At 37.4% G+C, this 22714-nt stretch carries 19 protein-coding genes and 1 riboswitch; all 19 genes read left to right on the plus strand.

Annotation, left to right across the window (positions count from 1 at the left end; genetic code table 11):
• The first annotated feature begins 111 nt into the window (after window positions 1-111).
• The 19 genes from ACVYAD_RS10435 (at window position 112) to ACVYAD_RS10525 (ending at window position 22713) form a co-directional block, all read left to right on the plus strand.
• A complete protein-coding gene (locus ACVYAD_RS10435) occupies window positions 112-2100 on the plus strand; it encodes an ABC1 kinase family protein (protein ID WP_349659354.1) in 1989 nt (662 codons plus the stop codon).
• A 399-nt stretch (window positions 2101-2499) separates the two neighbouring features.
• On the plus strand, window positions 2500-3684 hold the full coding sequence (locus ACVYAD_RS10440; protein ID WP_476426287.1) for a C40 family peptidase: 1185 nt from the start codon (window positions 2500-2502) through the stop codon (window positions 3682-3684).
• Between the two features lie 604 nt (window positions 3685-4288).
• A complete protein-coding gene (locus tag ACVYAD_RS10445) occupies window positions 4289-4837 on the plus strand; it encodes a hypothetical protein (RefSeq protein WP_349659352.1) in 549 nt (182 codons plus the stop codon).
• Window positions 4838-5087: 250 nt separating this feature from the next.
• A riboswitch (cobalamin riboswitch) is annotated at window positions 5088-5277 on the plus strand.
• Between the two features lie 195 nt (window positions 5278-5472).
• Window positions 5473-6012, plus strand: coding sequence for a hypothetical protein (locus ACVYAD_RS10450; RefSeq protein ID WP_476426290.1), 540 nt, complete (start codon window positions 5473-5475; stop codon window positions 6010-6012).
• A 4-nt stretch (window positions 6013-6016) separates the two neighbouring features.
• Window positions 6017-6988 carry an ABC transporter substrate-binding protein gene (locus tag ACVYAD_RS10455; protein WP_476426291.1) on the plus strand — a complete coding sequence of 324 codons (972 nt, stop codon included), beginning with the start codon at window positions 6017-6019 and terminating at the stop codon, window positions 6986-6988.
• Window positions 6989-7545: 557 nt separating this feature from the next.
• Window positions 7546-8313, plus strand: a complete 768-nt coding sequence (locus ACVYAD_RS10460) for a tyrosine-protein phosphatase (protein ID WP_476426292.1) — start codon at window positions 7546-7548, stop codon at window positions 8311-8313.
• Between the two features lie 486 nt (window positions 8314-8799).
• Entirely contained in the window at window positions 8800-10176 is a 1377-nt protein-coding gene (locus ACVYAD_RS10465; protein WP_476426332.1) for an MATE family efflux transporter, read from the plus strand.
• Window positions 10176-11006, plus strand: a complete 831-nt coding sequence (locus tag ACVYAD_RS10470) for a putative RNA methyltransferase (protein ID WP_476426294.1) — start codon at window positions 10176-10178, stop codon at window positions 11004-11006. The genes ACVYAD_RS10465 and ACVYAD_RS10470 overlap by 1 nt, the downstream gene beginning before the upstream one ends.
• A gap of 80 nt (window positions 11007-11086) precedes the next feature.
• Window positions 11087-11695 carry a lysophospholipid acyltransferase family protein gene (locus tag ACVYAD_RS10475; RefSeq protein WP_349659347.1) on the plus strand — a complete coding sequence of 203 codons (609 nt, stop codon included), beginning with the start codon at window positions 11087-11089 and terminating at the stop codon, window positions 11693-11695.
• A gap of 217 nt (window positions 11696-11912) precedes the next feature.
• On the plus strand, window positions 11913-12377 hold the full coding sequence (locus ACVYAD_RS10480; RefSeq protein WP_349659346.1) for a low molecular weight protein-tyrosine-phosphatase: 465 nt from the start codon (window positions 11913-11915) through the stop codon (window positions 12375-12377).
• A gap of 319 nt (window positions 12378-12696) precedes the next feature.
• Complete coding sequence (locus ACVYAD_RS10485) at window positions 12697-13416, plus strand: YebC/PmpR family DNA-binding transcriptional regulator (protein ID WP_349659345.1); 720 nt, start codon at window positions 12697-12699, stop codon at window positions 13414-13416.
• A gap of 90 nt (window positions 13417-13506) precedes the next feature.
• On the plus strand, window positions 13507-14802 hold the full coding sequence (locus ACVYAD_RS10490) for an arsenic transporter (RefSeq protein ID WP_476426295.1): 1296 nt from the start codon (window positions 13507-13509) through the stop codon (window positions 14800-14802).
• A 351-nt stretch (window positions 14803-15153) separates the two neighbouring features.
• A complete protein-coding gene (locus tag ACVYAD_RS10495) occupies window positions 15154-16896 on the plus strand; it encodes a methyl-accepting chemotaxis protein (protein WP_476426297.1) in 1743 nt (580 codons plus the stop codon).
• 99 nt (window positions 16897-16995) lie between these two features.
• A complete protein-coding gene (locus ACVYAD_RS10500) occupies window positions 16996-17556 on the plus strand; it encodes a YdcF family protein (protein WP_432760135.1) in 561 nt (186 codons plus the stop codon).
• A gap of 73 nt (window positions 17557-17629) precedes the next feature.
• The gene (locus ACVYAD_RS10505) at window positions 17630-19327 is read left to right on the plus strand and encodes a M3 family oligoendopeptidase (RefSeq protein ID WP_349659341.1); all 1698 of its coding nucleotides are present in this window, start codon (window positions 17630-17632) and stop codon (window positions 19325-19327) included.
• A 295-nt stretch (window positions 19328-19622) separates the two neighbouring features.
• On the plus strand, window positions 19623-20702 hold the full coding sequence (locus tag ACVYAD_RS10510) for an AI-2E family transporter (RefSeq protein WP_349659340.1): 1080 nt from the start codon (window positions 19623-19625) through the stop codon (window positions 20700-20702).
• Window positions 20703-20714: 12 nt separating this feature from the next.
• Window positions 20715-21326 (plus strand): NUDIX hydrolase, encoded by a 612-nt coding sequence (locus ACVYAD_RS10515; protein ID WP_349659339.1) that lies wholly within the window; start codon window positions 20715-20717, stop codon window positions 21324-21326.
• A gap of 708 nt (window positions 21327-22034) precedes the next feature.
• Window positions 22035-22499, plus strand: coding sequence for a hypothetical protein (locus ACVYAD_RS10520; protein ID WP_349659338.1), 465 nt, complete (start codon window positions 22035-22037; stop codon window positions 22497-22499).
• 22 nt (window positions 22500-22521) lie between these two features.
• Complete coding sequence (locus tag ACVYAD_RS10525) at window positions 22522-22713, plus strand: hypothetical protein (protein WP_349659337.1); 192 nt, start codon at window positions 22522-22524, stop codon at window positions 22711-22713.
• The last annotated feature ends 1 nt before the right edge of the window (window position 22714 follow it).

A 22714-nucleotide genomic window follows, 5' to 3' on the forward strand; every position in this document is an offset into this window, starting at 1 on the left:
GTAGCGGAAATCAGAGCCTTCTAAGGGAGGGAAGTGACCCCTGCGTAAGGATGATGAGCCTTACATTTGTTATACTAGCGGTATTAGGAAGTGGTATCGGAGGTGACGCTGTTGATTTTTTTGAAATTTTTAATCCAAATCATTGTTGTATCAGGACTTATTTATTTTGTCAGTGGCCGATTAATTGGTTCAAATATTAATTTTATACGTAGGGTTCTTTCTGTAGTCATTAGTGTGACGCTAACGTCCTTCGTTTATTGGTATACGTATTTACGTCATACAGATTTTTTATACGAACCGATGATGCAAACAGTGACAGAGGTCAGCACACTTATTTGGATTGGTAGCATGCTACTAATTTCGATGTTGCTCTATCTCGTTTTTGAGCTTTTCGACCCAAGCGGTATGAGGGCTACAGATCATCGTAATGGGCAAAAAAATTTATTCATGCGCCTTCGAAGCTACTGGCGACAACAAAAGCGCTTGCGTCATGTATTGAAAATAGCGGTGACAAATGGCGTTGTTCAAACGATTAAATACGCAAGACAACGTGAAAATGAAAAAGAGCTTGCCATTGCTTTAAGAGTAACTTTGGAACAATGTGGTGGGATATTTATTAAATTTGGTCAAGTACTTTCCACTCGTAAGGAACTATTTTCTCCTATCTTTATTGCCGAGTTAGAGAGGCTACAAGATAGTGTGAAGCCTTTACCACCAGAACAGGTAACACAAATTTTAGAAGATTCACTTCCGAAGCCTATGAATGAAATATTTTCAAACTTTCAAATGGAGCCTATTGCGGCAGCATCCATTGGACAAGTACATAAGGCGCGATTGAAAAATTTTGATGAAGTCGTGGTAAAGCTACTGCGTCCAGAAGTGAAGGGGATTATGCGAGACGATCTCGACATTTTGGAGGAATTCGCTAATTGGCTTTCGAACAAGTCTACATGGGCTGAGTCACTTGGTTTTCGAGAACTTGCAAAAGGATTTGCAGATGGATTACGCGAGGAAATCCATTTAGATATTGAGGTTCGAAATACATTGCAGGTGACAAAGGCACTTGCCAAAAGCGATTATAAGGTGCGGATTCCTAAAATCTATACAGAATATTGTAATGAAAATATTATTGTCATGGAATATGTACGAGGAAAAAGTGTTGCAAATGCTATAGCTGAATTTAACCAATTTGAAAGTGATCGTAAGCAGTTTGCACGGACTGTTTTATATTCCTTCTTTGAGCAGATGCTTCTTTCTGGTATTTTCCATGCAGATCCACATCCGGGGAATATTCATATTGATGAGACGGATGGCACACCAATACTGCTTGATTTTGGAGCGGTTGGCCGTTTGGGAGCTACACAGCAAGAGGGTTTAAAGCTATTTTTAATGGGAATTCAGCTAAATGATGCAAGTGTTTTATATGATGGCTTAACACTATTGGTTGAAAATTCGGGCCATGCAGACCGTGCAAAGATGGAGCAAGCCATAGATCAAATTCTCTTGAAAATCTCTTACGTGGATCGGATTCCGACAGAGGAATTGATACATGCGTTATTTACAGTTGTTCGTGATTTTGGTCTTGCTTTCTATCCCGCAGTAGGTTTAGCACTGCGTTCCTTAGTAACACTGGATGGCACACTACGGGTAATTGACCCAAGCTTTGATATTTTTACGGAAGCGAAAGATTTTTCATCCGCATATATGCGGGCATCCTTCCTGAAGCCATTTAAAGAACCGATGGCAACAAAGGAACGTTTACAAGAAGAATTATCCATGCTTATTCCGACATTGCGCAAAATGCCAAGAAGAGTCGACCAGCTTATTCAACGTGTAGAAAGTGGGAAAATTATCTTACATCACGATGTTTTTTCAGATGAGGATAATGCTCGTTTTATTACCAATCTGTTTTCCCGTTTCGTCTTACTTCTCGTTGGTATTACCTTTGGCATTATTTCAGTAGCACTTTTAGCCATTTCACAATTTATTCATGACACGTATGCGATCTATTTAAATACAGCAGCATACTTAGGGTTATTTCTATGTGCCATTCTGTTAGTACGGCTTTCTATCCAAGCGCTTCGTGCCATGAAGCAATAGAAGCGCCAACTTGGAGAGAAATCAATCTTTGTTTATGGTTACACATTATTTGTAGGTAGGGGAAAATGTTCCCTTACCTTTTTTTATGTTAAAAATGTTTTCTAGAAATATTACAAAAACATTACAAAACAGAGAGTAGGACTAAGGGTAAAGTAGTCAAAAACGTTGATATGTAGAATAAAACGTAATTTTGTAGAATTTATCGGGATTTAAGTAAATATTACAAGAATGTTGCGAGTTTTACTAAACCATTAAAAAGGCGCGAAATAGTATAAAAGTTATGCTAATAGTGCTAAACTTTAAAAGGCTAATAAAATATAAGAAAAAATAAAAGAAATCGTTCCAATGAGTACATTAAAATTCTACGAACGAAATTGACTAGTGAAGGGAAAGAATAACGTGGGTAAGCGCAATAAATGGCGTAAGTCGATGGTGCTAGCATTAGCATTAGCGGGCGGCTTATTATTTAATACAGTTCAACCAACTCAAGTGCACGCAGAAGAAACATCTCAACAAATGATTGATAAGAAAGCTAAAATAGATACAGAGGTTAAAAAGCTACACGAAGAGCTAAAAAACCTACAAAAAGAGATCGATGAAAAAGTAAAAGTATTTAACAAAGTACAGGCGGACATTAAAGAAGTTGATGCAAATATTGTAGACACTAAAAAACGTATTGAGCAACGTTCAGCGATTTTAAGTGACCGTATGGCTGCATATCAAGCTCAAGATAATACTGTAGGTATTTATTTAAACGCTGTTCTTGAATCAAAAAGTTTTGCAGATTTAATGGACCGTGTCGTAGCGGTAAAAACATTAATGGATGCTGACCAAGAATTAGTAGATCAACAAGAAGCAGATAAGGCTAGCTTAGAGAAACAAAAAACAACATTAGATGAAAAACAAAAAGAGCTTCAAAAGCAATTCCAAGAGCTTCAACAGAAGGAAAGCGAAATGGAAGTGAAAAAAGCTGAAAATGAAGCAAAATCTCTTGCATTAAAAGCACAAATTGCAACGAAACAAGAAGAAGAGCGTTTAGAAGCAGAACGTAAAGCAGCAGAGGAAGAGGCAGCTCGTTTACGTGCACTTCAAGCAGCTACTCCAGTTGTACAAGCAACAAACACTAGCACTAACACTAACGATAATAGCAATAGCAATGCTAATAATAGTGGCAAAGCTAACAATGAAAAATCTTCACAAAATGTGGTTGTTGGTTCAGGAGCAGGCACTGCATCTTCAGGTGATGCTATTTCAGTTGCGAAACAATTCCTAGGTCGTAGCTATGTTTGGGGCGGTAGTAACCCATCGACAGGATTTGACTGTTCAGGTCTTGTACAATGGTCTTACAAACAAGCAGGCGTATCTTTACCACGTACAGCATCACAACAATATTTAGCAACACAACGTATTTCAGCAAGTGAAGCACGTGTAGGTGACCTAGTATTCTTCAGCTATGGTTCGGGTATAGCGCATGTAGGTATTTACTTAGGGAACAACACAATGATTGATGCTCAAAATAAAGGTGTTGTCATTGAATCACTTGATTGGTGGAATCAATATTTAGTAGGCTTCGGTCGTATTTAATAAGCCGTACTATTATATAGACGATTTAAATAGCGAAAAGGTTATCTTTGTAAAAGAAATTACAAAGATAACCTTTTTTCATTATTTGGCGGTACTGGAAATTATCAACTGTTTAAACTATAGTTAAGATTCTACGATTAAACCTATTAGGCAAACATATAATGTTATTCATTAATTTAGGCTCGACTACTCGGTCAATAATGAGTAAAATAACTTTTGTAATGAATAAATTTACATAGGTAGATATTTTTACAACTATAGCCCCAGTTATAAAAATGATAATACAGCCGAAAAAAGAATTAGCATCAATTTTTTGTTATTACGTATTTTGCTTGGACTCAATCGAAGGCTAATAAGTGAGATAACTCCAATGATAATCCTAACGAGTATTCCTCTATCTTCATATAGCTAAAAGAAAAGATTCTTGCATAATGAATGTCATTTCTGATAATTTTGAAATATACAATCGGGGATTTTGCTCTGAAATTACAATTATATGAGGCTTTTATTTTGTAGTAGCAAAGTAACGCATGATGGTAAATGAGATAACACTTACAAGTACACTATTTTTTACGTTCTGAAACAATAAAGGTAGGGATGAATCATGGAAAAAGAGATTTTGCAACTTTTTAGTAATTTAACAGAGCGTGACCGTGATATTCAATACAAATCATACGAAGAATTAATGAAAATTATGCAGGAACCAGTTGATTGGACCTATTCAGTTTGGGAACAACTAGTTCAAACTCTTACATACAAAAATGGACATATACGTGCAAGTGCTGCACAATTTTTATGCGCACTGGCAGCAAAAAGTGATCCTGAAGAAAGAGTATTAGAGGACTTCTTAAAGATTTGGGCAGTAACGTATGATGAAGAAACAGTCACTGTGAGGCATACTTTACAGGCGATTTGGAAAATAGGCTTAGCGGGGCAGGTACAAAGAGATTTAGTCGTATCATATTTGGCTAAAAGATATCAAACATGCTTAGACGAAAAGCACCCGACATTAATACGCTATGATATTATTGTATCCTTTAAAAAGCTATTCGATGCAACAAATGACCCAAAACTACTAAAAATTGCACAGCGTTTAATTGAGGAAGAGAAAGATGTTAAATCCAAAAAGAAATATAAAAATGCCATCCGATAAAAGTTAATGACTATTTTTTGCAAATTCTTTCATTATGAGAAATAGTTTTTATAACGTATAAAAAAATTAAATGCTTTAATTTATGAGGCATAATAAATATTTGCACGAGCAGGATGAATACCCAATGGGGCAGTGAATATATCCGCGTGCATACGGTAATACCTGCATGATTTTTATCCATCGTTGTTTATTCTAAAATTCCACAGCTATTTTTTCCTATCAATCTATGATAAACTGCATAACAAGTGAATAATTCTTGCAGAATAAAGGTGCTAAACTATAGCATAATCGGGAATTCGGTGAAAAACCGGAGCTGTTTCCGCAACTGTAAGTACAGAAGTCGTAAAAATATACCACTGTCGAATTATCCGATGGGAAGGTTTTTTATGAACGTAGTGAGCTGTACAAGCCAGGAGACCGACCTTTGTTTGAACGTATAGAAACTCTTCGGAAGCTAGGAGAATATGCGGCAAATACATAGGCTATGTCGTATTTATGCGACACTATTTATGCTATTTTTCGTTGTTTCCTTAGGAGTGGGAACAACGTTTTTTTATGCGCTTATAATTCACCTGGTGTAAGCCGAGGTGTTATTAAGGTAAGAATTTTTCATGAAGGAAAGCGGGGATTTATATTTGAAAAAAGATGCACGTTATTCTTGTTATCCATTTATGCGTGAAAAGGCATCTACAGTAGATTTTGAAATTCGAACGGATAGCCTAACAACACATATTGGTGTAGCATTGGCGGCGGTTAAAAAAGAAACGGTAGAGGTAGTAGCAGTTGATTTACTAGCCATTTTGCCAATGGCTTACCATGTAAATGGCTCGGTTCGAGGTAAATTAGCTGTAACCGAAGATGATTTGACTCGGCTTAGTGATCGCTATGATTTCTATGTTAGTCATGTTAAAGAGGAAATACAAAACTTTGTATTACCTCAAGGAACAGATGCAGCTTCTGTATTACATTTATGTCGTAGTGAAGCGAAAAAATCATACCGTGTTTTGCACAAAGTATCTGAAGAACGCGAAGTACCAGCTATTCTCTTTGATTATTTAGGATTGCTAGCCAATGTATTTTTTGTAATGGCTGTCTATATGAATCAGCATGCTGGTATTGCTGAAATACCGTTTATTAGTAAGTCATACCCGATGAAAAAGAAAAAGGAGAATTAATGAAATGAAGAAAATGTTTAAGCTACAATGGCTTTCTGTGTTGATGTTGGCACTTGTATTAGTTGGCTGTGGCACGAAAGAAGATACAAATAAAGATGCTGTTTCTAAAGAAGATCAACAAGTTGAGAAAACTACTCGCTATAAAGTTAAGGATGACCGTGGTGTAGAAGTTGAGTTTAATGCAGTACCTAAAACTATTGTTTCATTACAACCGAGTAATACAGAGATTTTATTTGCTCTAGGTGTGGGTGATAAAATAGTTGGTGCGACTGTGTATGATACGTATCCAGAAGAAGCGCAAAAAATTGAGCGCGTCTCTAATTCTGAAATATTCAATAGTGAGCGTATTTTAGCGTTACAGCCAGATGTTGTTATTGCCTATACAACTGGATTAGATGCTGACAATTTAAATGCATTAAAAACTCTTGAAGATGCGGGTGTTAAAGTGTTTGCCATTCAGTCAGCTAAATCATTTGATGATGTTTATGGGGATATCGAACAAGTTGCAACGGTTATGGGCATCAAAGATAAAGGCGAAAAGTTAAATGAAGATATTAAAGCTAAAATTGCAGATGTCCAAGCGAAAGTTAAAGATGTGAAAGATCCAAAAAAAATCTACTTAGAAATTAGTCCAAAGCCAGATATATATACAGCTGGTTCTGGTACATTCCAACAAGAAATTTTAAATGTTGCAAATGTTAAAAACGTTTTTGATGACCTCCAAAGCTGGAAAAAGGTATCTGAGGAAGATGTCATTGCGAAAAACCCAGATGTCATTTTATCAACAGTAAACAAAAACTATGTGGAAAATCCAGAAGCAGAAATCCTTTCTCGTGATGGATGGAATTTAATCACGGCCATTCAAAATAAAGCGGTTTATTATATAGATAATGATATTTCAAGTCGTCCAGGTCCGCGTATTGGCGAAGCTGTTGAGTTAATCGCAAAAGCAGTATACCCTGAGTTATTTAAATAATTGATATTGAAAAATAGTGTTTTGAGCTGTCCTTTATCAAGGGCAGCTTTTTTGATGGATAAAAAGGATAACTGCTCGGCTTGGGTGGGAAAGAGAAAGAATAAAGTGGATAACTGCTCCGCATGGGTGGAAAAGAGAACGGGTAAAGTGGATAACTGCTCCGCTTGGGTGGAAAAGAGAACGGGTAAAGTGGATAACTGCTCCGCATGGGTGGAAAAGAGAACGGGTAAAGTGGATAACTGCTTCGCTTAGGTGGGAAAGAGAACGGGTAAAGTGGATAACTGCTCCGCTTGAGTGGAAAAGAGAACGGGTAAAGTGGATAACTGCTCCGCTTAGGTGGGAAAGAGAACGGGTGAAGTGGATAACTGTTCCGCTTGGTTGAGAAAGAGAAAGAATAAAGTGGATAACTGCTCTGCCCCAATAGAGAAACACCCCCAAATAAATCTCTCGTTGGTCTAAGAAGTATATGACATCCCCTAGTGCGAAAATTGGTATTATATCGAATTGTTCTATAAAATAGAGATAAGTATGCTTACTAACAGGGAGGGGTGTAGTCAGTGAAACAGTTTGATATGAATATTATTCCGTTTGAGGAAGTTTATAATTTTCGGGATATGGGTGGTTATAAGTCGAGAGATGGGCGTGCTGTTAAGAATGGTTTGATTTATCGCTCAGCAGCACTTGGTAAAATGACGAAATCAGATAAAGAGCGCTTTGAAACGTTAGGTGTGAAAACAATTTTTGATTATCGAGACAACCATGAGGCTCAAAATAATCCTAATCCGATATTCCCATATGCCAATTATATTCAAATACCAGCTAAAGGAAATCATGCTTTTGAGATGCCCACAAACGCTGGTGGGAAAGATTTTTATAAGGTTGTAAGCACGGAGATGTTTCGAGAATTTTATGCACAAATGCCTTTTAATAATGCATCGTTCAAAGAGTTAATAGCAACGATTCAACAACCTGGAAATTTAGGGCTTGTTCATCATTGTGCAGTCGGGAAGGATCGAACAGGTATTGGCAGTGCGCTTATTTTACTTGCTTTAGATGTCCCTGAGGAGACGATCATGGAGGATTATTTAGATACAAATGTACATTTACGTCCCTTAGTCGAACGAATGGCTCTAACAATTCAGCAAGATTATAGCGATCAAGAATTACAGCAATTTTATGCGTTAATGTCTGCCCGTGAAGACTATCTACAAGCAGCATTTGATGCAATGGATAACCGATATGGCTCTAAGACAGCTTTTTTAGAGCAAGAGTTTGGGTTAACAACTGAAAAACGTAAGCAATTGAAGGATTATTGTTTACTATGATAAGAAACCCTTTCACATAAAATTGTGAGAGGGATTTTTTGCGTATTGTATTATCTTTGCATAATCTTTTAACTCATATTGGCCAAAAAGCTTATGGAAGCATTATGCCAAGGTATAATTAGGTGTTTCATTATAAAAATTCTTTACAGCCTAAAAATCTATGATAAGATACTATATATTTTTAACTTATTTCAGCGGGTGTCCAAACACCCGCTGAAATAGAGGAACTCAGTCTAAGAGCGCCACGTCCTGTGGCATTACGGAAATGACCGACATCGTGTCGGCCCTCGTGTTGTTGCCGCTTCGCTTTCGCACAAAAAACACCTGCAGGCCTAAGCACAAAGCCATTCCGGACGAAATTATGCCGAGGCATAATTGATTGGGCAGTAATTTATCTGTATAGATGGTAAAGAAGGTAGTTGAAAGTTGGGCAGCCCGTAAAAATCTTTATGAAACGATTAGGAGAAGTGGAAAGTATTGGCAGATATATTAAAAGAAAGTGATATTAAAGAGACAGATAGGTTAAGTTTATTCCATTTAACATGGCCGATATTTTTAGAAGTATTTTTATTTATGTTAATGGGACTAGCCGATACTTTTATGCTCAGTGCTTTATCAGATAATGCTGTATCAGGAGTTGGTGCAGCCAATCAATATATTCATATTGCAATTTTAATACTTGAGGTAGTTGGTAATGGTGCTTCCATTGTTGTATCTCAATATTTAGGTTCAAGGCGATTTATTGAGGCTGCGAAGATTTCCGCTTTAGCAGTTACGATGAATTTGGTTGTTGGACTAATGATGAGTATCTTATTTTTCTTCTTTTCAAGTCATTTAATGACTATGATGAACTTGCAAGGGGAAGTGCTTAAATACGCTCAAAGCTACTTGGTAATCATCGGAAGCTTTATTTTCTTACAGGCTATTATAAATGCTTTAGCAGCAATTATCCGTGTACATGGATGGACAAAGCAAACGATGTATGTATCACTAGGTATGAATGTGCTACACGTTATCTTAAACTACGGTTTAATCTTTGGTAACTTAGGATTACCGGAGTTAGGTGTAAAAGGTGCAGCTATTTCCTCAGTGGTAAGCCGTGGTTTGGCAGTTCTTGTGTTTTTCTGGCTGTTGTATCAAGTCATGGAAGTAAGAGTGAAGCTAGAATATTATTTCAAGTATTCAAAGGAATATGTTCAAAAAATATTAAATATAGGCTTACCTTCAGCATTTGAGCAGGTGCTTTATCAGTTTTGTCAGATTGTCTTCCTTTATTATGCGACTTACTTAGGCGCAGAGACACTTGCGGCGAGACAATATGCCATGAATATTTCGATGTTTACGTATTTATTTGCAATTGCCATCGGAACAGGTACGGCTATAATTATTGGACGAAGTGTTGGTGCTGGTAAAAAGGATCAAGCTTATCATCAACTTTGGACAAGTGTACGCGCAGCTTTTGCTTTTACAATCACAATGGTTGCAGTTGTAACGATATTCCGTAAGCAACTTATGCACGTTTTTACAGATAATCCAGAGATAATTGCCATCGGAGCATCTGTCCTAGCATTAAGTATTCTCCTTGAAACAGGGCGAACAATGAATATTGTAGTTATTAACTCGCTGCGTGCCTCAGGGGATGCAAGATTTCCATTGAAAATTGGTTTCTTATCAATGGTATGTATGAGTCTCCCACTCGGATACTTGTTTGTATTCGTTTTAAATTGGGGGTTAGTAGGTATTTGGCTAGCGATTGCGGCAGATGAATGGATGCGAGCTATTATCGTATACTTTAGATGGAGAAGTCGTAAGTGGGAGCGCTTTGCACTTGTTTCACCTACAGAACCGAAGGAGGAAAATTAATGGGGGCACTTTCTAAAAGAGCTGCAGGAGCAGCGTTAATGGATAAAAATATAAAGCTTTTTGCTTGTCCAATTTGTCAGGAGTCAATGGATGTTTTTGAACAAGGTAGATTAGTATGTTCCTCAAATCATTCTTTCGATATTGCCAAACAGGGCTACATTAATATGCTGACACATGGTGCCGTTTCTAAGTATAGCAAAGAGCTGTTTGAATCACGAAAAGCGATTATTGATAGTGGGATTTATGATGTAGTAGAAGATAAAATCGGAGAGCTAATTGCTAATGCAGAAACCGTACTTGATACGGGATGTGGTGAAGGTTCGCATTTAGCTCGTATTATGGCAAAGAAACATGGGATAGGAATTGGTATTGATATAGCGAAGGAAGGTATCCTTGCTGCATCTCGACATTATCCAGAGCAAATGTGGTGTGTTGGTGATTTAGCGAAAAGTCCATTTGCAAGGTCGAGCTTCGATGCCATATTAAATATTTTATCGCCTGCCAATTATGAAGAATTTAAACGTCTATTAACTCACAATGGTTGTGTTGTTAAGGTTGTACCTCAAAGTGGGTACTTACATGAGCTTCGAGCGCAATTATATGCGGATTCTACTAAAGAGTCGTATTCGAATGAACAAATAGTTGCTCGTTTTAAAGAAAGCTTCACCGATGTTAGTGTAGAACGTATTACATATACGGTACCGCTAGCTACAGAGCTTGTACCAGCACTGCTGGAAATGACACCAATGGGCTGGCATAAAAAAGAAGGATCCACTATCCTGTTACATGAAATTACGATTGATGTTGATGTATTAGTGGGAAGAGTCTAGATATTTTCACCTGCAATTGCAGTATACTGGTCTTTTCGATTACAATGGGGATAACTATTGAATAAGGTAGGAATGAAACAGTGTATAAATTTATAGCAAATGTTGTAAAAGTGATCTTAAAATTAACAGGCTCAAAAGCGCGTGTATATGAAGAACAAAACTTACCGAAGGAAGGTGGGTTTATTATTGCATGTACACATACGGGCTATGTTGATATTTTAAATCTTGGTGTTGCTGTATACCCTCGAGAAATTAACTTTATGGCTAAAAAGCAATTGTTTGATATAAAGGGTATTGGCTGGCTGATAGAGCGTTTAAATGCCTTTCCAGTCGACCGTGACAATCCAGGTCCAAGCGTTATTAAAATTCCATCGCAGCTATTGAAAGAGGGAAAAATTGTTGGGATATTCCCATCTGGTACGCGAAATGCGGAAGGATCGGATTTAAAGCAAGGTGCGATTACAATAGCACAATTGTCAAAAGCACAAATTGTACCAGCTGCTTACATTGGTGCGCGTAATGCCGGTGATGTCTTTAAACGTGGTAAAGGTTATCTAATTTATGGCGAGCCATTTTACGTAACGGGTAAAGGTAAAGAAGGGCGTGAGGAATTTACAAATCGCCTTGAGCATGAATTAGTAGCATTAACTGAAGAATTAGAGAAGCGAGTTGCAGCAAAAAAGAAATAAAGTGAAACACCATTCAGAGGTAAACCCTCTATGTGAAGAACCCAAACTATTATCTTCACATCATTTTGAAGTAGTAGCTTACAGCTAGTAATATGGGATAACTTAAAAGGCGCTCAGAATCGATTGATTTTGAGTGCTTTATCTACATTTGGCGAATGCTTACTGTAGCGACAGCTACGATACGCCAAGGTGAGATTGATTGTAGGAGGACATAAAAATGATTCGAGTACTTTTTGTATGTTTGGGGAATATATGTCGATCACCAATGGCTGAAGCGGTCATGCGTGATTTGGTAGAGAAAGAGCATTTGAGTCATAAAGTCGAGGTAGATTCGGCTGCAACAAGCTCTTGGCATATTGGAGATCCTCCACACAGAGGAACACAAGGTAAGCTAAAAGAATATGGCATCTCAACGAAAGGGATGCAAGGCCGACAATTACAAAAGGCTGACTTTGAAAATTTTGATTACATTATTGGCATGGATGAAAGCAATATACGTAATATCCGAACGATGCTAGGGAATCTGGATTCCACAAAGATCTTTCGCTTTTTAGATTTAACTGACCATCGAAAAGACGTGCCTGATCCGTACTATACAGGAGATTTCCAAGAAACCTATGATTTAGTTTTAGAAGGCTGTCATGCATTATTAGAAAAAATCAAAGGACAATACAAGCTGTAAGCGCCCAGTCGGAACGGAAATCAACCAACCATTATATGGCTTCAGAAAATGATCTTAAACATTGGCATATCTAGCTTTGTAAGCATCATTTGTGTTATTATTTTCAGAGTAAAGATACGAAAAGTATTTAATCACCATTTAATGATGAACAACTGTGCATCTATGATTATCTTCATTCAGCGGTAGATCTTCCTCTATATAAGGTGAGCGAAATTGTCACTCCTATTCAAAGGTGTATAAATGAAGATAAAGCCTCCGGACGCAATTACGCAAAGGCGTAATTGATAAACAACTTATAATTTGAAAGAGAGTGGAAACAATGGGTCGTAAGTGGAACAATATTAAAGAAAAGAAAGCGTCTAAAGACCAAAGCACAAGTCGTATCAATGCAAAATTTGGACGCGAAATTTATGTGGCAGCTAAATCAGGCGAGCCAGATCCTGAATCAAACCGTGCTCTTAAAGTTGTTCTTGAGCGTGCAAAAACATATAGCGTTCCTAAACATATTATTGAAAAAGCAATTGATAAAGCGAAGGGTGGCGGCGATGAAAACTTCGACGAATTACGTTATGAAGGTTTCGGACCAGCAGGCACTATGTTAATCGTTGATGCTTTAACGAATAATGTTAATCGTACAGCTTCTGATGTACGTGCAGCATTTGGTAAAAATAATGGGAATATGGGTGTCAGTGGTTCTGTTGCCTACATGTTTGATTCAACAGCGGTTATTGGTTTAGAAGGTAAATCAGCAGATGAAGTTCTTGAAATTTTAATGGAAGCAGATGTTGATGCTCGTGATATTCTTGAAGAAGATGAGGCTGTCATCATTTATGCAGAGCCAGATCAATTTTTTGCTGCACAAGAAGCACTAAAAGCAGCAGGCGTTCAAGAATTTACAGTAGCGGAGCTTTCAATGCTTCCGCAAACAGAAGTAGAATTAACTGGGGACGACATTGCGAAATTTGAAAAATTAATTGATGCATTAGAAGATTTAGAGGATGTCCAAAACGTCTACCATAACGCTGATTTAGGCGAATAATATAAACATATGAAACCAGTAGCGAATAAAGCTACTGGTTTTTAACTTCTGCGGGTGTCCAAACATCCACCGGAGGCAGGGAGGAAATCTGTGCAAGCTCTTTTAGCGATTGCCATATTTTTAATAACTTTATTTTTTGTAATAGTGCAGCCACGTAAAATATCAATCGGCTGGTCTGCTTGTTTTGGTGCTGCAATTGCGTTAACGCTCGGAGTTGTTACCTGGCAAGATGTTGTTGAGGTGACGGGGATTGTTTGGAATGCAACGTTCTCGTTTATAGGAATTATTTTTATTTCACTTATTTTAGACGAAATAGGATTCTTTGAATGGTCTGCCTTACATATAGCACGAGTGGCAAAGGGAAGTGGTATACGCTTATTCATTTACCTTTCCTGTCTAGGTGCTATTGTTTCAGCGTTATTTGCAAATGATGGTGCAGCTTTAATACTAACACCAATTGTTCTCGCAATGATCCGTAAATTGAATTTAACCGATAAAATGATTTTTCCATTTATTATTGCAAGTGGCTTTATAGCGGACACAACATCCTTACCGTTAGTCATTAGTAATTTAACAAATATTGTGTCGGCAGACTATTTCGGTATTGGATTTATGGAATATGCCCTACATATGCTGGTACCGAACATAGTTTCTTTACTAGCAAGTATAGTCGTACTTTATATTGTCTTTCGCCGTTCAATTCCAAAAGAATATTCACTCGAGGCAGTTGATAATCCAAAGCTTGCAATTCGTGACTCGAGATTATTTTTATTATCATGGTATGCTATAGCCATTCTATTAGTTGGTTTCTTAACGAGTGAGTTTTTCAAAATTCCAGTGTCATTTATTTTATGTGGTGTAGCAGCTATCTTTTTCCTACTAGCACGGCGTAGCCATATTGTAGATACAAAGAGAGTTGTGAAAGGGGCACCGTGGAATATTGTGTTCTTTTCTATCGGTATGTATGTGGTTGTTTACGGCTTGAAAAATGTAGGAATGACCGGATTGCTAGCAAGTCTATTAGAGCACTCTATACAGCAAGGATTAATGGTAGCGACAATTACGATGGGGTTTGTAGCAGCGATTTTGTCAGCTAGTATGAATAACCTACCAACTGTACTGATTGATGCATTAGCTATTGCTGAAACTAGTGCAACTGGAATTATTAAAGAAGGGCTTATTTATGCAAATGTCATCGGCACAAATTTAGGCCCTAAAATGACGCCGATTGGCTCACTCGCAACATTGTTATGGCTCCATATACTGAAGCAAAAAGGAATAAAGATTGGCTGGGTTCAGTATTTAAAAATAGGTATTATGTTAACAATCCCAACCCTTTTCGCTACTTTAATAGCTTTAGTAATATGGATTAAAATCATATCATAGGCGAGAACTAAGGTAGTGTCTAAACATTTTAATGACGATAAAAATCAAAAAACTATTTTTCTATAAGGTATATCCTTGTAGAAAGATAGTTTTTTTACCTATTATGCATATTTGAAAATCGTCATTAAAAGTTTGGAATCATATTTGTTAGATATGGAGTGAAGGCTGGACGCCGCCGGAAATAGGTCCAGTAGCAATGGGAATCCCCCACATTAAGTAATCAAGCATATTTGCGTAAAAAGGCGAAGAATTCGAACGTAAATTACGTTTTACCCATTGTGAAATATTCAGAATCATAACATAATATAGATTAATAGTCATAGTGAAAGAGGAGAAAAGGGGGGCTAAAGCATGAAGTTTTCACGTTCGATACAGGGGAAATTAATTATCATTTCACTAGCATTATTAATTATCCCTAGCTTAGTGATAGGCTTAGCTAGCTATAGTAAAGCAAAAAAAGGTCTGGATGATATTGGTGAACAAGTTATTAAAAATAGTGTTGAATCTTCTTTGCAATTAATCGAGCTTGCAAATGAGAGTGTTAAAAGGGGCGACGTTCCTTTAGAAGTTGCACAGGAGAAAGTGCGGGAGGCATTTCTAGGACCGAAGGATAGTGAAGGAAAGAGGCCAATTAACTATCCTGGAGACTTGGGGGAGTATGGGTATCTATATGTTTTAGATGATAAAGGAACATTAACAACCCATCCCACTCGAGAAGGGGATAACCTATGGAACGATCAAGATAGTAGCGGAAATTACTTTATTCGGGAAGTAACTGAAAAAGCACTTGCGGGTGGGGGATATACCAAATATGAGTTTGAGCTACCAGGGCAAGATGTAGTAGCTGATAAAATAATTTATTCTGCAAAGGATCCAAATTGGGGATGGATCATTGTATCGGGTACATATATGCAAGATTTTAATGAAGGGGCTAATTCATTATTATTTGTTATTGGTATTACATTATTAGGTGCCATCATTATAGGTACTGTAGTTGTCATAATGGTTTCAAGACATTTAGCTTTACCAGTGCGAAAATTATCGAAACGTGTACGTGAGGTAGCCAAAGGGAATTTAACTGTAGAAATTGAAAATCTACAACGCTCGGATGAGATTGGTCAGTTAAATGAAGGCTTTAATGAAATGGTTGATCAACTGAAAACATTAATTACAGATGTAGAGGAAGCTATTGTAGAAATTCAATCGACATCGTCAAATTTAACATCTGTGGCAGAGGAAACAAACGCTTATGGAGATGAAATAGTAAAAGCGATAAATGAGGTTTCAAACGGCGCATTAATGCAAGCTTCAGATGCAGAGGATACGAATAGAACAGCTATTGATTTTGCGCGACAGATTGAATTATTGCATGACAAAAATGAAGTAATGCTTGATGCATCTCAAAATATGAAGCGATCAAATCAAGACGGACTCTTAAATTTAAAGAGCTTAAAAGAGACATCACACGAGTCTTCAGAAGTGATTAATAATGTTCATGCTGTATTTAATAGCTTAATTGTGAAAGTTAGGGAAATTGAAGGCATTGTCGGTACGATTACGGAGATTTCTGATCAGACGAATCTGCTTGCATTGAACGCATCGATAGAGGCAGCTAGAGCTGGGGAGCATGGCAAAGGCTTTGCGGTTGTTGCTGAGGAGGTACGTAAGTTAGCGGATCAAACATCTGTAGCAACAGAGCGAGTACGTACAACCTTAAAAGGGATTGAAAGTGAAACTAATTTAGTGAACGATGAAATGAAGAAAACAAACGTCATTGTTCGTCAGCAAAATGATTCGGTTGCCATAACAGAGTCATCCTTTAAGGAAATAGGATTGGCCGTAGAAGAAATCATTTCTATTATTAAGGAAATGACTACTGGAGTAGAATATTTGAATGGCTCAAAAAATAACATTATGCAATCTATCGAAAGTATTGCGATGATTAGTGAGAAAAATGCTGCTGCATCAGAGGAAGTAACGGCATCCGTTGATGAACAACAGCGTGCCATTCAGGTTGTTAGTGAATCTTCTAATGATTTAACAGATGAAATAACAGCGTTACAGGATTCTATTAAGCGCTTTATATTAAGATAATCAATTAGGATGTTTGTACAGCAATTTCAGTACAAGCATCCTTTTTTTTGCCTAAACGTTAATAAAAGGTAAGGGGGGTCAATCGTGAAGAAATGGGTAATAAGATTAGGGGTTATATTACTTGCTATGAGTAGTGTTGTTTATATTTGGCTCGGCGAGGAGATGAAACAGGGTGTCCAGCCAGCTGCAAACGGAACAGCTACATACATGATTGTCCTGGGAGCAAAGGTAAAACCGGGAGGAATTCCATCGCTTTCTTTGAAAAATAGATTAGAAGAGGCAGTAAAGTATTTGAAAAAGTATCCTCGTGTAAAAGTGATTGTGTCAGGTGGAAAAGGGGAAGATGAAGATCGGACAGAGGCTTCAGTCATGCTTAAATACTTACAGGACAATGGTATTGATACAAATAGAATAGTAGTGGAAGACCAATCTACTTCAACTTACGAGAACTTATTATTTAGTAAAGAACTTTTGCCTAAAGAAACTAAGAAAATCACGATTGTCTCTAATGATTTCCATTTAAAGCGTGCAAAATATTTAGCGGAGTCTTTAGGCTTTGAAGTAGATGTCGTTGCGGCAAAAACACCAAAATCGGTGGAATTGAAGTTAACGCTTCGTGAAAAGGCCGCACTATTAAAAACATATGTATTTGGCTATTAATTTATTTCTTAATACTATAGATTTGGCATATAATAGAAATGTAACGGGGGATATGACAGAAAGAGGGGATTTTATGAAAACATTTAAAGACTATGAATACAGCCGTCCGAAAGTTGAGGCAATGAAAGAGCAACAATTATCTTTAATTGACCAATTTAAAAATGCGCAAACGATGGACGAGCAAAGTGAAATAATTGAGAAATTAAACGGATTGAGTAATGACTATGCCACGATGGCAAACCTAGTGTATATTCGTGCTTCGATTGATACAAATGATGAATTCTATCATGCAGAACGCGATTATTTTGATGAGGTTGGACCTGAGCTGGAAGAGGTAACAACAGAATATTATAAAGCACTAATCGCTTCACCATTCCGTGAGCAGTTAGAAGAAAAATGGGGCCAGCAATTATTTGATTTAGCAACCTATCAAATTAAAGGTTTTTCTCCAGCAGTCATTGATCTAATGCAAAAGGAGAACAAGCTCGTTTCAGAATATAATAAGCTTGTTGCCTCTGCGCAAATTGACTTTAATGGTGAAACATTAACGCTTGCTCAGCTTGGTCCGTATGCAGAGTCTACTGATCGTGAAATGCGTAAGTCGGCAACGGATGCACGCTTTGGCTTCTTTGCTGAGCATGAAGAGGAATTTGATCAATTATATGATGAACTTGTCAAAGTGCGCCATGAAATCGCTGTTAAATTAGGCTATAAAAACTATGTCGAGCTAGGCTATGTTCGAATGAATCGCATTGACTATAATGCAGATATGGTAAAGAAATTCCGTGACCAAGTTCGTGATTTAATCGTACCTATTGCAACTAAGTTATATGAACGTCAGGCAAAGCGTATTGGTATTTCTGAATTTAAGTTCTACGATGAAGCATTCAACTTTGTATCAGGAAATGCGACACCAAAAGGTGATCCGCAATGGATTGTTGCGAACGGTAAAAAAATGTATGAGGAGCTATCACCAGAGACGGGTGAATTCTTCAACTTTATGATTGATCATGAATTAATGGACTTAGTGGCGAAGAAAGGAAAAGAGAGTGGCGGTTATTGTACGTTTATCGAAAACTATCACTCACCATTTATCTTCTCGAACTTTAATGGTACTTCAGGTGATATCGATGTGTTAACACATGAAGCAGGACATGCTTTCCAAGTTTATTCAAGCCGTGATATCGGAATCCCAGAATATTTATGGCCAACTTATGAATCTTGTGAAATTCATTCGATGAGTATGGAGTTTTTCACATGGCCATGGATGGAGCTATTCTTTAAGGAAGATACAGAAAAATATAAGTTCACACACTTAAGCAGTGGCTTATTATTCCTTCCTTACGGTGTTGCAGTTGATGAGTTCCAGCATGTGATTTATGAAAATCCGAATATGACACCAGCTGAACGTAAAGCTGCATGGAAAAAAATTGAGGAGACATATTTACCACACCGTGACTATGATCATAATAGCTATCTAGAAGCAGGTGGTATATGGCAACGTCAGGCACATATTTATGCAAGTCCGTTCTATTACATTGATTACACGTTAGCACAAATTTGTGCATTCCAGTTCTGGAAACGTTCACGTGAAGAATTTGAAGCTGCTTGGAAGGACTATACGCATTTATGTGGTTTAGGTGGTTCTATGTCCTTTACGAAGCTTGTAAAAGAAGCAGGCTTAATTTCACCATTTGAGGACGGTTGTGTTGAATCGGTTATTGGCGATATTGAAGATTACTTAAATTCAATAGACGATACAAAATTATAAACTACTACATTGTGAAAATTTGCGACACTCCTATGGAAGGCAAACCGTATGAGCCTCCTCGGATGCTTTGGCATTTGAGGGGCTTGCGAGATTGCCCATTGGAGGGTCGCGAATTTTTTTGTGCTAACTTTTTTCAGCAAATGTCTTTTGTAGCGAATGCAATGCGGCAGCTAAAATTATGCCGAGGCATAATTGATAAACTCTCATATTTAGACAATAATTAATAGGATACTTGCGAAATGGTTAATATATAAGTAGTATTTTCAGTAACTGAGATAAAAGGAAGTGAATTAAAGTGACGAGGAAAGTTTGGTTTCAAGTAGGCGTAGGGATTTTACTTGCCCTATTAGTCATTAAATATTTTATAGAGATTCATTGGATTTTTTCGCCGCTTGTAATTATCTTAAAAGCTATTTTTGTGCCTTTATTACTGGGCGGTGTTTTGTATTATGTTACAGAACCGATTCAGAGATTTTTAGAGAAGCGTAAATGGCCGAGATGGGCGAGCATTTTAACGATAATCGTTGGATTAATAGCGCTTGTAGGTAGCTTTGGGTGGATCGTTGGTAATCCGATTGCCGTACAGGTAAATAATTTAGTGAAAAATGTACCGCAGATTAGTGCTAGTATTCAAGATGCAGCTGATTATGTATTGAGAAACAGGGATAACTTCCCGCCACAGTTAAAAGATCTTATCGACAATATGGCAAACTATGTGCAGGATATTGCTTTTGCGGCAAGTAAGGGACTAGTATCGTTTTTACAATCAGTTGTTTCAGTTTCTTTATTAGCTATTTTAATTCCGTTTTTCTTTATATTTATGTTGAAGGATCATGAAAAATTTGCACCATCAGTTTATAAATATTTTAGTGGTGAACGCCGTGAATGGGTGAAGAAAACGTTAAGTGAAATTGATGGTGTTTTACGTAGCTACATACAAGGACAGCTACAAATTAGTTTTTTACTTGCACTCATTATGTATGTCGGGTATTTAATTATAGGTTTAGAATATTCATTGCTTCTTGTTATATTTGCTTTCTTTATGAATATGATTCCGTTTATAGGACCATGGATTGCCTTTACACCAGCGCTGATTGTGGCTGTTGTTCAGGATCCAGTGTTAGTCATATGGGTGTCTGTTGTCACGCTCGTGGCGCAGCAAATTGATAGTAACTTTATAACACCTAATGTAATGGGGAAAACACTCGATATTCATCCGTTAACCGTTATTACAGTTATTTTAGCAGCAGGTAATATTGCAGGCTTTATCGGTATTATCATTGCTGTACCGTTTTATGCAGTATTAAAAGTAATCGCATCCAATATTTATGATGAACGGAACGTGATTAAGAAAAAGGCTACGAAGTCGGTATAGGAGTCGGAAAAAATGGAACAAGAAATTGTGAAAGTTTTTAATGAACAGCATGAACAGATAGGGACAGCAACGAGAGCAGAGGTACATGAAAAAGGGCTATGGCATGAAACATTCCACTGTTGGCTTGTCAATGAGGACTATATCTATTTCCAAATCCGTAGTGCACAAAAAAAGGACTATCCTGGTTTGCTTGATATTACAGCGGCGGGGCATTTATTAGCCGTAGAGACAGTCGAGTCAGGAATTCGCGAAGTAAAGGAAGAGCTAGGACTCGATGTTGACGTACACGAAGTAGTTAAAATGGGCATGACATCTTGTAGTATCGTTTCAGAAAACATGATTGACAATGAATTTTGTCATGTTTTTATATATCCATTCAAACATGATTGGGAATCATTTAACCTGCAGTATGAGGAAGTGTCAGGGGTCGTTCGAGCAAAGCTTGACGAGGCAGAGGCATTCTTTTTAGGAGAGACAGCTACTTTAAATATTGAAGGCTATGAATATTTCCCTGATGGTCAACGAGCGAAAATTGTGCGCCCTGTAAGTGCTGCACAATTTGTCCCATACCGGGAACTATACGTTGCACATGTTATTCAGTTTGTAAAAGATAAAATGTTATGAATTTGTGTGGTGTCTGAAAAACCTTCATAGGAATTCTAGCATAATTGTAAAAGGTAAATCCGCTTCGCTTTCCGTGGGATAAGCTATGTGCCACATTGGTACATTCTTATTTTTTCCACAGAGAGTTTAAGCGGATTTTTTCTTTAATAGTAAAAATGATTAGGATCTGACTTCTTGTCTAATCATTAATTTTGTTAAAGAGTATGCCGTGTATATAAGTTGATCTTGGGTGACTCCTTTGGGATTCGTAATAGAGGGAAGAAGGCTAAAAGCGTCACGTCCTGTTATAACGCCTTCTACGTTATAGTGATGTGATTTTCTAATTTGGGTCTCTCATCTTAATTTAGTGATGACGTTTTGTTAAAACGTATGCTATGCGAATAAGTTGATTGGAGTGGAGATTGGGCGACTCCTCGGGGATTAGCGATATAGAGGAACGAAGGCTAAGAGCATCACGTCCTGTGCTAACGCCTTCGTGACCAACATCCTGATGGTCCGAGACCCTGCAGCGAAGCGAAGCGGCTCATCGGACGCCCACAGGAAAGCGCCCAATCGGAACGGAAATCAACCTACACAATCAACCTACACAATCAACCTACACGTTATGGACATTAAACTTTACTTTTAGTACTACCTATTTTACTTCAATATAACAGGAATAATAAGTTATACTAAAAGAGATATTGAATAGAAAAGGAGCATTTTTATATGCTAACATTTGAACAAAAGCAAGCCATCATCGACTCATTTCCTGAACTGACAAAGAAGGAAATTTCATTGAAACGCGTAAATTATCACTTTATGGATAGCCTTTATGAAAAGACAATTGTTGTGGAAAAACTACACCCAAATGGCAACGGTTTTGTATTTGTCGGTGATTTATTGCGCTACGAGGAAGAAGCAAGCGATAAAGGCCTAGTAAATATTCGTGACTACGATGAACAACAACTTCGTGAAATTATTGAAGATGCCATCCAATATTTATCGGAAGAAGCAGAGGAGCAAGAGCCGATCGAAGAGCTATGGCAAAATCGTGAAGGTGCTCAATTAATGCTAGCCTTTGAGCAACGTTCGTGGAATGTTTATCATGGAGAAAACTTAGAAGAAGCCTTTGGTACACACGATGCTGCGAAAGAATATTTACTAGAAGAAGGTTTTCGTAAAAAGAAATAAGTAATTCGGGGGATACGAACGAATGAATGGGAAAAAAATAGTGGGAATAGTTATTGTTGTTGTTCTAGCTGCTTGTTTATTTTCAGTATTTACGATCACAAAATTTTATAAAGATCATAAGGAACAGCCAAATAGTGAAAATCGCCAAATAAATAAGTCAAAGAGCTTGAATTTAATTTTGCCACAGGCTACAATTATCTCGAATTCAAGATAAT

This window comes from Lysinibacillus sp. G1-3 (assembly GCF_056322905.1).